The following is an 11,341-nucleotide window of genomic DNA, read 5'->3' as shown; positions in this document are numbered from 1 at the left end:
CGCTTCATGCCGTGGGAAAACCGCGGCGCGCGCCGCCGGCTTCCTTCACTTCACGAAACGCGCCGCGCGCGGCGCTCGCCGCTCAGATCTCGATCTTCGTGCCGAGCTCGACGACGCGGTTCGCCGGGATCGCGAAGAAATCGGTCGGCTTCGCGGCGTTCTGGTGCATCCACGCGAACACGCGCTCGCGCCAGATCGACATGCCCGGCAAATGAGTCGGCACGACGGTTTCGCGCGCGAGGAAGAACGACGTGTCCATCAGCTCGAACGTCATCGCACGCTGACACGACACCTCCTCGAGCACCGCCTTCACGTCCGGCGTCTCGTTGAAGCCGTATTCCGCCTTCACGATGTAGAGCCCTTCGCCCGCATCGTGCACGGTCACCCGTTCGTCGTCCTTCACATACGGGATGTCGCGCGTGACGAACGTCATGAAGATCGTGCGCTCGTGCAGCACCTTGTTGTGCTTCAGGTTGTGCAGCAGGCTCACCGGCACGAGCGTATCGTTGCCCGTCAGATAGATCGCAGTGCCCGACACGCGGTGCGGCGGATGCGCGAGCAGCCCCTGCAGGAACGGCGCGAGCGGAATACCGTCGGCGGCGGTGCGCTCCTTGACGATGTGACGCCCCTTGTACCAGGTCATCAGCAGGAAGAACAGCAGCGCCCCGATGCCGAGCGGCAGCCAGCCGCCCTGCTCGACCTTCAGCAGGTTCGCGCCGAAGAAGCCGAGATCGATGACGAGGAACACGCCGATGATCATCGCGACGAGCAGCTTGTTCCAGTTCCAGACCTTCACCATCACGACGGCGGCGAGGATCGTCGTGATCACCATCGTCGCCGTCACCGCGATGCCGTACGCGGCCGCGAGGTTGTCGGAGCTCTTGAAGCCGATCACGATGCAGAGGATCACGAACAACAGCAGCCAGTTGACGACGGGCACGTAGATCTGCCCGATCGCGAGCTCCGACGTATGCAGGATCTTCATCCGCGGCACGTAGCCGAGCTGGATCGCCTGGCTCGTCAGCGAATACGCGCCCGAGATCACCGCCTGCGACGCGATGACGGTCGCCACCGTCGACAGCACGACGAGCGGCAGCGCCGCCCATTGCGGCGCGAGCAGGAAGAACGGATTTTCGATCGCCTTCGGATCGAGCAGCAGCAGCGCGCCCTGGCCGAAGTAGTTGAGCACGAGCGACGGCATCACGAGCACGTAAGCGGCGAGCCGGATCGGCTTCGCGCCGAAGTGCCCCATGTCCGCGTAGAGCGCTTCCGCGCCGGTCAGCACGAGCACGACCGAGCCGAGCACCACGTACGCGAGCAGCACGTGCTCGGACATGAACGAGAACGCATAGTACGGGTTGATCGCCGAGACGATCATCGGCGCGCGCGCGATGTGATAGACGCCGAGCGCGGCGATCGTCACGAACCAGATCACCATGATCGGGCCGAACAGCTTGCCGACCGTCGCCGTGCCGTGCCGCTGAATCCAGAACAGCGCGATCAGGATCACGATCGTGATCGGCAGCACGAGGTGCGACAGCTGCGGCGTCGCAACCTCGAGGCCCTCGACCGCCGACATCACCGAGATCGCCGGCGTGATCACCGCGTCACCGTAGAACATGCAAGCGCCGAAGATGCCGAGCGCCATCATCAGGCCGGTGATGCGCGATTTCGGATTCAGCGGCCGCAGCGACAGCGCCATCAGCGCGAGCACGCCGCCCTCGCCGTTGTTGTCCGCGCGCATCACGAACAGCACGTACTTGATGCCGACGACGAGGATGATCGCCCAGAACAGCAGCGAGATCACGCCGAGGATCGCGCTTGGCGTGAGGGGAATGCCGTGGGCCGGACTGAACGCTTCCTTGAGCGAGTACAGCGGGCTCGTGCCGATGTCGCCGAAAACCACGCCGATCGCGGCGATCGCGAGCGATTGCAGCGAATGCTGGCGCATGGACGAGTGATTCGTGTCGGTCATAAAAGCGATATAAATCCGTGCTGGGATCGGAAAAACGAGCGCTATTCTAACTGGGCACGCAAAAATGCCGCCCATTGGTGTTGTCAGCACACCACTTGTTGCGGCGCGCCAAGTGTAGCATGGGGGGCGCGATGCCCCCTGCCGCAATGGGGCGTCATGATAGCCGGGCGCGGGCGCCGCGCCTACCCTTGCCGCTCGATTCTTCGGATACCGTAAAGAAGACGTAAAAGATCGGGCGCGCGCCCCCCAAAAAAAACGGCGCCGTCGAGGCGCCGTTTCCAGTGCGACATCCCGCGCGCTTATGCGGCGGACGCGTCGTCGCGTTGCGCGTTGCCGCGCTTGATCCATGCGGCGAGATTGTGCGGACGCACGGTATCCCATTCCTCGAACGGCTGATGAATCCACGGATTCGTCGGCAGATACTGGACGTGATAGTCGGGCTTCACCTTCGAGCAGCCCTTGTACCAGAGCACAGCCGAACGCACGGCCGTCACGGCGGGATAGCGCTCCTTCAGATGCTGCTGGACGCGCGCGAGCGTCACGCCCGAATCGACGAGATCGTCGACGAGCAGCACGTTGCCCTTCAGTTCGCCGCGCGTCATCGTGATGTACTGCGCGATGTCGAGATCGCCCTGCTGCGTGCCCGCCGCCTCGCGATACGAGCTCGTCGCGAGAATCGCGAGCGGCAGATCGTAGATGCGCGAAAGCTGATCGCCGACGCGCAGCCCGCCGCGCGCAAGGCACAGGATCTGGTCGAACTTCCACCCGGAATCATGCACGGCGAGCGCGAGCATCTCGATCAGCCGGTGGTATTCGTCCCAGCCGACCCAGAGATTCTTGTCGTCGTTGCGCGGATCGGACATCGTGAGCGGGGTCGCGAGATTCTGCGTCATCTGGTTCTGCGTCATCTGCGATTACACCTTGAACGGATGACGCAGCAGGATCGTCTCGTCGCGATCCGGGCCGGTGGACACCATGTCGATCGGCACGCCGGCCACTTCCTGCACGCGCGTCAGATACGCACGCGCGTTCGCGGGCAGCGCGTCCCACGAATTGATGCCGACCGTGCTTTCCTTCCAGCCCCCGAACGTCTCGTAGACGGGCTCGCAGCGCGCGACTTCAGCCGCGCCGCGCGGCAGCAGATCAGCATCTTCGCCGTCGATCTTGTAGCCGACGCACAGCTTCACTTCGTCGAGGCCGTCGAGCACGTCGAGTTTCGTCATGCAAAGGCCCGACACGCCGTTGATCTGAATCGAGCGGCGAAGCGCGGCCGCGTCGAGCCAGCCGGTGCGGCGCGGACGGCCCGTGACGGAGCCGAATTCCTTGCCGACGTTCGCGAGCGTGATGCCGATCTGATCCTGGCGACTCGGATTGTCCGCGTCGTACAACTCGCTCGGGAACGGCCCCGAGCCGACGCGCGTGCAATACGCCTTCGTGATGCCGAGGATGTAGTTAAGCTTCTGCGGGCCGACGCCCGCGCCCGCCGCCGCCGCGCCCGCGACGCAGTTGCTCGACGTGACGAACGGATAGGTGCCGTGATCGATATCGAGCAGCGTGCCCTGCGCGCCTTCGAACAGCAGGTTGCGGCCCGCGTGGTTTTCTTCGTACAGACGGCGCGACACGTCCGCGACCATCGGCCTCAGGCGATCCGCGTAGCCGAGCATCGTGTCGAGCGTCGCCTGGAAATCGACGGCCGCGCCGCCGAGATACTGCGTCAGCACGAAATTGTGGAAGTCGAGATTCTCGCGCAGGCGATCGGCGAACGTTCGCGCGTCGAACAGGTCCTGCACGCGCAGCGCGCGACGGCCGACCTTGTCCTCATACGCGGGGCCGATGCCGCGGCCCGTCGTGCCGATCTTGCCCGCGCCCTTGCGCGCTTCGCGCGCCTGGTCGATCGCGATGTGATACGGAAGGATCAGCGTCGTCGCTTCGGAAATGAACAGGCGCTCACGAACGGAAAGGCCGGCCTCTTCCAGCTCGCCGATTTCCTTGAACAGTGCCTCGGGGGACAGGACGACACCGTTGCCGATGTAGCAGGCGACGCCTTCGCGCATGATGCCCGACGGGATGAGGCGCAAGATGGTCTTCTTGCCGCCGATGATGAGGGTGTGGCCGGCGTTGTGGCCGCCCTGGAAACGCACGACGCCCTGAGCGTGGTCCGTCAGCCAGTCGACGATCTTGCCTTTGCCTTCATCACCCCATTGAGTCCCCACGACGACGACGTTGCGCCCGGGAGTCACGTTCACTGCGCTGGCAGACATGTTGATTCGTTAGCTGGTTAAAAACGTATTCTACCTAGGTTCGCCGCCGGTTCCGAATTTTTCCGTTTCGCTTCAACGACATTGCTCGCTGGACGCGCATCGGAAGCCCGGCGGCGCGGCGCGTTCACCGGGGCTCGACCACCCACGCGCCGTCACGCTCGACAAGCGCGCGATCGCATGCGAATTCGTCGAGCACGTGATCGTGCCCCGGCAGCGCCTGGATCACGACCTCGCCCGCGTCGCGCAGCGCCCCCACCGCCGCGCGCAACGCGTCATCCTGCTTCCACGGCGCGAGAATCGCGGCGCCGCGCGCCTCGACCGGCGAAATTCGCGCGATTTCGCGCAAATCGAGCGAAAAGCCCGTCGCCGGCCGCGCGCGCCCATATGCCTGACCGACGTGATCGTAGCGGCCGCCATGCGCGACCGCGTTCGGCACGCCGTCGACGTATGCGGCGAACATCGCGCCGCTGTGGTACGCGTAGCCGCGCAGATCGGCGAGATCGATCGCGACTTCGGCGTCCTTCACTTGCGAGGCGAGATGCGCGAGATCGTCGAGCGCGCGGGCGATCTCGGGCAGCGCCGGCAACTGACGGCGCGCCTCGTCGAGCACCGACGCGTCGCCGTACAGGCGCGGCAGTGCGCGCAGCGCGGCGCGCGTATCGGCACCCAGATCGTCGGTCAGCTCGTTCAGGCGCGGCACGTCCTTGCCCGCGAGCGCTTCGTAGAGCGCCTCGCCGCGCCCGGCCGCGGCCGCATCGCGCGCGAAGAGCGCGGCCAGCACCCCCGCGTGGCAGAGGTCGAGCCGGATTTTCTTCAGACCAGCCAGATGCAGCGCGTCGAGCATCAGTTGCTGGATTTCCTGATCGGCCTCGAGGCCCGCGTGCCCGTAGATTTCCGCGCCGATCTGCAACTGCTCGCGACTCGCGTGCAGCCCGCGAGGGCGCGTATGCAGCACCGGACCCGCGTAGCAGAGGCGCGTCACGCCCTGGCGGTTCAGCAGGTGTGCGTCGATGCGCGCGACCTGCGGCGTCATGTCGGCGCGCAAGCCGAGCGTGCGGCCCGACACCTGATCGACGAGCTTGAACGTGCGCAGGCGCAGCTCGTTGCCGCCGCTCGTCAGCAACGACTCCAGATACTCGAGCAGCGGCGGCATGACCATTTCGTAGCCGTACGAACGAAAGCGGTCGAGCAGCCTGCGGCGCAGCTCCTCGATCTTGCGCGCCTCCGACGGCAGCACGTCGGCAATATTCTCGGGAAGTAACCAGGTCGACATCGTTGCGGTCCTACGACAGGAAACGCGGCGTGCGCGACGCGCGCCGCGGATTGGAATCGGCTCGGCGCCCGGCGCCCCGGCGGATGGCCGGGCGGCGCCGAACGGGCGCGAGCGGCTGGATCAGGTGACGAGCAGAAGCAACGCAAGCCCGAGCGCCATCACGATGAACCCGCCGATCCGGATATGGTGCGGGGGCCGCTCCGCTATTCTACGGAACGTGTCGCGCCACGCGCTCGGAAACACGAACGGAAAGGCGCCCTCGATGATGAGCATCAGCGCGAGAGCGAGCAGTAACGAGCCAGCGAGATCCATGCAGACGACGACGCCCCTTGCACATCAACGGTTACGGGCAGCGGCAGCCGGCGCTGCGGCGCCGCCCGTCGGGCCGCGCATGAAGCGGAAGAACTCGCTGTCCGGATCGACGACGATCACGTCGTTCGGCTTGAAGCTGTTCCGATACGCCTGCAGGCTCGCGTAGAACTGATAGAACTGCGGATCGCGGCCGAACGCGTCGGCGGCGATCGACGCGGCCTTCGCGTCGCCCTCGCCCTTGATCGACTGCGCGGACTTGTAACCCTCCGCGAGGATCGTCTGCTGCTGCCGTGCCGCGTCCGCCTTGATCTCTTCCGCCTGCGCCGCGCCTTCCGCGCGCTCGCGCTCGGCCGCGCGCTGCAACTCGGCCGTCATCCGCTGATACGCGCCGTCCGCCTGCGCGGCGGGCAAGTCGACGCGCGCCAGTTGCACGTCGACGATGTCGATGCCGAGCGACGTTGCGCCGGCCTGCAGCGCGAGCTTCGCGTCGTCGGCGATCGCGCGCTGGCTGCCGAGCGCGTCGTCGAGATCGCGCTTCGCAAACGCGGCGCCGAGCGCGCCCCTGACCGCCGCCGACAGGCGTTCAGCCTCGTTGCGCGGCGCACCGCCCGTCTCCCTGTAGTACTTGAGCACGTCGGTGATCCGGTACTTGACGACGGGACTCACGAGCACGTCGCTCTTGTCCTGGGTCGCGAGGCTCAGCGGATCGGCGGAGTCGAGCGTCTGCACGCGGACGTCGACGAGCGTCGCCGTCTGCAGCGGCTGCGGCAACTTGAAATGCAGGCCGGGGCCGGCGAGCTTCGGCGCGGCGCCGTCGCGGGAAGACAGCACGGCCGTGTGGCGCGGATCGACGACGAGCACCGTCGACGAGGCCGCCAGCACGACGATGACGATCGCTACGACGAGCGCGATGATTCGGTTCATGTGATGCGCTCCTCGTTACTGCAGATCGTCGGTGCGCGAACGGCTGCGAAACGCCTCGCGCGAGCGCAGCGAATCGCTGCCGGACGCCGGGCTCGCGGCGGCAGGCGCCGCCGCACGCGGCATGCTCGCGGCAGCCGCGGCCGATGCCGGCGCGGCAAACGCGGGGGCGGACGTTTGCGCCTGCGCGCCGCTCGCGGGCGTCGCGGCGGCGGCGCTCGCCGCGTCGGCCGCACGCTGGCGGCCCGTCTCGACGATCTTGTCGAGCGGCAGATACAGCACGCTGTTGCCCGCCTTGTTGCCGACGTACACCTTCGTCGTGTTCGAATAGATCTCCTGCATCGTCTCGAGGTACATCCGCTCGCGGATCACCGCAGGCGCTTTCGAGTATTGAGCGTAGACCTGCTTGAAACGCTCCGCGTCGCCCTCGGCCCGCGCGACGACGCGCTCGGCGTACGACTTCGCGTCGTCGACCATCTTCGCCGCGTCGCCCTGCGCCCGCGGCAGCAATTCGCTCGCATACGCCTGCGCGGCGTTCTTCGCGGCCTCGCTGTCCTGGCGCGCCTTCGCGATGTCGTCGACGGCGGCCTGCACCTGCTCGGGCGGCGCGACGCTCTGCACGGTCACGCCGGTCACGACGAGGCCCGTGCGATAGCGGTCGAGGTCGCGCTGGATCGTCTTCGCGAGCGCGTCGCGCAACGCGTCGCGATCCTGCGCGAGCACGTCGTCCGCGCGCTTTGCGCCGACGATCTCACGCACCGCCGCCTGCGCGGCCTGCGACACGCTGCGCTCGGGGTCGACCGCACGGAACAGGTAATCGGTCGGGGACCCGATCCGATATTGAACGGCGAAACGCACGTCGACGATGTCGGCGTCGCGCGTGAGCATCGACGCGTCCTTCACGTTCGCGAGCCGCACGACGTTGTTGCGGCCGATCTCGATCGAGCGCACCTGCGCGGTGTCAACGATCTCGTGCGATTCGAACGGATACGGCAGACGCCAGTGAACGCCGTCGCCGACCGAGCCCTTGTATTCGCCGAAGCGCAGCACGACGCCCGTCTGGCCGTCCTGGACGATGAAGATGCCGCTGCCGAGGTAGATTGCGATCAGCACGCCCGCGACAATGCCGACGCCGACGCGCGCGGCACGTCCGTTGTCGGGACGAAAGCCATTGTTGCCGCCGCCCTTGCCGCCGAACCAGCCGCTCAGGCGGCGGTTGAAGTTCCGCCACATTTCGTCGAGATCCGGGGGGCCGTCGTCGCGGCCGTTCGGGCGCTTCGATTCGTTCGCGCGCGGCTTGTCGCCGTTGCCGCCGCGTCCCCAGCGGGGATCGTTGATCGACAGCAAGGCGCGCATTCGCCGCCAGGTACTCCGCTCGTTGTAGTCGTTCACCTGTGTTTGTTCACCAGATTGGAGCAACTTGATCGGCCGCAGCCGTCAGCGCCCGTGTTCGGAAACCGGGTGGTCTTCGTGTGGTTGCGCCGGCGCGTCGACAAGCGGCCCGGCGCCGACAAGATGTTCCGCGGTAGCGATTTCGGCGATGGCGGCACGCAGCGAATCCAGACCCTGGCCCGTGCGCGCGCTCAAAAAGACGCGCGAAATATTACCATACTCGTCCCGCTCGACCGCGCCGCCTCGGGCCGCGAGCTCGGGCACCGCATCGATCTTGTTGAACACGAGAATTTGACGGATCGAGTCCGCCCCGATTTCGCGCAGCACATCGTTGACCTGCTCGATTTGCTCGAGCCGCACCGCGCTCGACGCGTCGACGACGTGCAGCAGCAGATCCGCGTGGATCGTCTCCTCGAGCGTCGCGCGAAACGCCGCGACGAGTTGGTGCGGCAGCTCGCGAATGAAGCCGACGGTATCGGACACGACGATCTGCCCGACCTCGTCGCCGAGATACACGCGTCGCGACGTCGTGTCGAGCGTCGCGAACAACTGGTCGGCCGCGTACGCCTGCGCTTTCGTCAGCGCATTGAAGAGCGTCGATTTGCCCGCGTTCGTGTAGCCGACGAGCGACACCGACATCGTGCCGCTGCGTGCGCGCTGCCGGCGCTGCGTGTGATGCTGGCGGCGCAGCTTGTCGAGCCGCGACTTCAGCATCTTGATGCGCTCGCCGATCAGCCGGCGATCGGTTTCGAGCTGCGTTTCGCCGGGGCCGCGCAGGCCGATACCGCCCTTTTGCCGTTCGAGGTGAGTCCAGGCCCGAATCAGGCGGGTCGCGAGGTATTGCAGCTGCGCGAGCTCGACCTGCAGCTTGCCTTCGTGGCTGCGCGCGCGTTGCGCGAAGATGTCGAGAATCAGGCTCGTGCGATCGACGACACGCCGATTAAGCACCCGCTCCAGATTGCGTTGCTGGGCGGGCGCGAGCGCGTGATTGAAGATGACGATTTCGACGTCGTTCGCTTCACAGGCAAGCCGCAGTTCCTCGGCTTTGCCGCTGCCGACGAACAGTGCGGCGTCGGGACTGGAGCGGCGGCCCGTCAGCGTGACGGCGGGATGGGCGCCCGCGCTGGAGGCGAGCAGGCTGAGTTCTTCGAGACTGGCTTCGAAATCGGTCTTGCCGAAATCGATGCCGACTAACGCTGCGTTGATCAAATTATCGGACGTCAAGATAAGGCGGCTGGCATCGGCTGCCGACGGCGACGCGTGCCAGCCGCGGCAATGGGTTAGGACGCTGCTTCCGCATCCGGGTGGAAGTTCACCGGACGCGCCGGCACGACCGTCGAAATGGCGTGCTTGTAAACCATCTGGGTAACCGTGTTCCGGAGCAACACGACGTACTGGTCGAACGATTCGATGTTCCCTTGGAGCTTGATGCCGTTCACGAGATAGATCGAAACCGGCACGTGCTCTTTACGCAGTGCGTTCAAAAACGGGTCTTGTAACAATTGCCCTTTGTTGCTCATGGCGTACTCCATCTTTTTTGCAGGTTGATCTAGATTGGGGCGAAGAAAAAGAGATCCGCCGCCAATCGCTACACTATAGCCGATTTTGTCCACCCCGCCCGGCTCCGCCGTCCGGCCGACGCGGCGCTCGCCGCTCAGTCCTTATCGGCGTAAGGGTTCGTCGACGAGCGGAACTCTATGCGCAATGGAGTGCCAGTCAGCGAGAAAGTTTCTCGGAAGCGGTTCTCCAGATAGCGCTTGTACGTTTCCGTCACGGCGTCGAGCGCGTTGCCGTGGATCACGATGATGGGCGGGTTCTGTCCGCCCTGGTGCGCATAGCGCAGCTTCGGCCGCACGGGGCCGCGGCGGCGCGGCTGCTGGAACTCGACCGCGTCGATCAGCGCGCGCGTGAGCTTCGGCGTCGGCAGCTTCTTCATCGCGGCAGCGTAAGCGTCGTCCACCGAGCGCATCAGCGCTCCGATGCCCGTCTTCTCCGCTGCGGAAATGAAGTGGAACTTCGCGAACTCGAGGAATTTCAGCTTGCGCGCGAGATCCGCCTTCGTGCGCTCGCGCACGTGCGGGTCGAGGCCGTCCCACTTGTTCACGCCGACCACGAGCGCGCGCCCCTGCTCGACGACGAAGCCCGCGATGTGCGCGTCCTGATCGGAGATGTCCTGCTGCGCATCGAGCAGCAGAATGACGACGTTCGCGTCGGAGATCGACTGCAGCGTCTTCACGACCGAGAACTTCTCGATCGCCTCGAACACCTTGCCGCGACGGCGCAGGCCCGCCGTGTCGATCAGCGTGTACTGCTTGCCGTTGCGCTCGAAATCGACGTAGATCGAATCGCGCGTCGTGCCCGGCATGTCGAATGCGATCACGCGGTCTTCGCCGATCAGCGTGTTGACGAGCGTCGACTTGCCGACGTTCGGCCGGCCGACGATCGCGATCTTGATGCCGCGCGCGGCGGCGTCTTCCTCGCTCTCCTCAGGCTGGCCCGCGTACGCGACTTCGAGCGCCTCGTTGATCATGTCGGTCACGCCGTCGCCGTGCGCGGCCGAGATCGCGCGCGGGTCACCGAGGCCGAGCTCGTAGAAATCCGACGCGACCGCCGTGTATTTCATCCCCTCGGCCTTGTTGACGACGAGGAAGATCGGCCGGCCGGTCTTGCGCAGGTAATCGGCAATCGACTTGTCCTGCGGCGCGAGGCCGTTGCGGCCGTCGACGATGAACACGACGACATCCGCTTCCTCGACCGCCTGACGCGTCTGCCGCGCCATCTCGTGCAGGATGCCGTCTTTCGCGACGGGCTCGAAGCCGCCCGTGTCGACGACGAGGTATGGCCGCGCGCCGACCCGCCCCTCGCCGTAATGGCGATCGCGCGTGAGGCCGGGCAGATCGGCGACCAGCGCATCGCGCGAACGCGTGAGCCGGTTGAACAGCGTGGATTTCCCCACATTGGGGCGCCCAACGAGGGCAATGACCGGTTTCATCTGATGATGTCGTCTACGTGAAACGCAGCGGCGGTGAGCCCGCATGCCGCAGGCGGCTGCGCTTGATGGAAATTAGCACGAATTCGCGCCTCGTCGGCGCGCAGGCGGCGGCATACGTGTCGCGCCGCTCATTTTTTTGATTCGCTCCCGGCTGCCCGCCGATCGGGCAATGCCGAGCCGCCGGACCGCGCCCGCCCGGCCGACGCCAAGCGCAC

Annotated in this window: 10 protein-coding genes and 1 pseudogene; 1 reads left to right on the top strand and 10 read right to left on the bottom strand. The window is 66.2% G+C overall.

Translation table 11 applies throughout. The features are described 5' to 3' along the window. Window positions 1-82: 82 nt before the first annotated feature. Window positions 83-1,975 carry a potassium transporter Kup gene (locus BTH_RS23650; protein WP_009890848.1) on the bottom strand — a complete coding sequence of 631 codons (1,893 nt, stop codon included), beginning with the start codon at window positions 1,973-1,975 and terminating at the stop codon, window positions 83-85. Between BTH_RS23650 and BTH_RS31985 the strand changes: the two are divergent. Then, window positions 1,940-2,135, top strand: a pseudogene (locus BTH_RS31985) (hypothetical protein). The gene BTH_RS23650 and the pseudogene BTH_RS31985 sit on opposite strands and share 36 nt — an antisense overlap. Before the next feature lie 139 nt (window positions 2,136-2,274). On the opposite strand, the gene BTH_RS23645 reads toward BTH_RS31985, so the two are convergent. The 9 genes from BTH_RS23645 to der all read right to left on the bottom strand — a co-directional run bounded on the left by BTH_RS23645 (window position 2,275) and on the right by der (window position 11,126). Then, on the bottom strand, window positions 2,275-2,868 hold the full coding sequence (locus tag BTH_RS23645) for a phosphoribosyltransferase (protein WP_025369341.1): 594 nt from the start codon (window positions 2,866-2,868) through the stop codon (window positions 2,275-2,277). Between the two features lie 21 nt (window positions 2,869-2,889). Further along, window positions 2,890-4,236: an adenylosuccinate synthase gene (locus BTH_RS23640; protein ID WP_011402304.1), complete on the bottom strand. Its 1,347-nt coding sequence runs from the start codon at window positions 4,234-4,236 to the stop codon at window positions 2,890-2,892. Window positions 4,237-4,360: 124 nt separating this feature from the next. Further along, window positions 4,361-5,509 carry an ATP phosphoribosyltransferase regulatory subunit gene (locus tag BTH_RS23635; protein WP_009890843.1) on the bottom strand — a complete coding sequence of 383 codons (1,149 nt, stop codon included), beginning with the start codon at window positions 5,507-5,509 and terminating at the stop codon, window positions 4,361-4,363. 120 nt (window positions 5,510-5,629) lie between these two features. After that, window positions 5,630-5,821, bottom strand: a complete 192-nt coding sequence (locus BTH_RS23630) for a DUF2065 domain-containing protein (protein WP_006026956.1) — start codon at window positions 5,819-5,821, stop codon at window positions 5,630-5,632. 24 nt (window positions 5,822-5,845) lie between these two features. After that, a complete protein-coding gene (hflC, locus tag BTH_RS23625) occupies window positions 5,846-6,745 on the bottom strand; it encodes a protease modulator HflC (RefSeq protein ID WP_009890839.1) in 900 nt (299 codons plus the stop codon). A gap of 15 nt (window positions 6,746-6,760) precedes the next feature. Further along, entirely contained in the window at window positions 6,761-8,098 is a 1,338-nt protein-coding gene (gene hflK, locus BTH_RS23620) for an FtsH protease activity modulator HflK (RefSeq protein ID WP_009890837.1), read from the bottom strand. 81 nt (window positions 8,099-8,179) lie between these two features. Next, entirely contained in the window at window positions 8,180-9,343 is a 1,164-nt protein-coding gene (hflX, locus tag BTH_RS23615) for a GTPase HflX (RefSeq protein ID WP_009890835.1), read from the bottom strand. A gap of 71 nt (window positions 9,344-9,414) precedes the next feature. Continuing rightward, a complete protein-coding gene (gene hfq / locus BTH_RS23610; RefSeq protein ID WP_004192796.1) occupies window positions 9,415-9,654 on the bottom strand; it encodes an RNA chaperone Hfq in 240 nt (79 codons plus the stop codon). A 134-nt stretch (window positions 9,655-9,788) separates the two neighbouring features. Further along, window positions 9,789-11,126, bottom strand: coding sequence for a ribosome biogenesis GTPase Der (gene der / locus BTH_RS23605; protein ID WP_009890829.1), 1,338 nt, complete (start codon window positions 11,124-11,126; stop codon window positions 9,789-9,791). Between the last annotated feature and the right edge of the window lie 215 nt (window positions 11,127-11,341).

The sequence above is a fragment of the Burkholderia thailandensis E264 genome (assembly GCF_000012365.1).
GTDB lineage: Bacteria > Pseudomonadota > Gammaproteobacteria > Burkholderiales > Burkholderiaceae > Burkholderia > Burkholderia thailandensis.
This window is presented reverse-complemented; position numbering and strand designations above follow the sequence as displayed.

Bases quoted from the DNA above. Each gene is read 5' to 3' on its own strand.
- BTH_RS23650 (WP_009890848.1), bottom strand. From the start codon at position 1,975: ATGACCGACACGAATCACTCGTCCATGCGCCAGCATTCGCTGCAATCG.
- BTH_RS23645 (WP_025369341.1), bottom strand. From the start codon at position 2,868: ATGACGCAGAATCTCGCGACCCCGCTCACGATGTCCGATCCGCGCAAC.
- BTH_RS23640 (WP_011402304.1), bottom strand. From the start codon at position 4,236: ATGTCTGCCAGCGCAGTGAACGTGACTCCCGGGCGCAACGTCGTCGTC.
- BTH_RS23635 (WP_009890843.1), bottom strand. From the start codon at position 5,509: ATGTCGACCTGGTTACTTCCCGAGAATATTGCCGACGTGCTGCCGTCG.
- BTH_RS23630 (WP_006026956.1), bottom strand. From the start codon at position 5,821: ATGGATCTCGCTGGCTCGTTACTGCTCGCTCTCGCGCTGATGCTCATC.
- hflC (WP_009890839.1), bottom strand. From the start codon at position 6,745: ATGAACCGAATCATCGCGCTCGTCGTAGCGATCGTCATCGTCGTGCTG.
- hflK (WP_009890837.1), bottom strand. From the start codon at position 8,098: ATGCGCGCCTTGCTGTCGATCAACGATCCCCGCTGGGGACGCGGCGGC.
- hfq (WP_004192796.1), bottom strand. From the start codon at position 9,654: ATGAGCAACAAAGGGCAATTGTTACAAGACCCGTTTTTGAACGCACTG.
- der (WP_009890829.1), bottom strand. From the start codon at position 11,126: ATGAAACCGGTCATTGCCCTCGTTGGGCGCCCCAATGTGGGGAAATCC.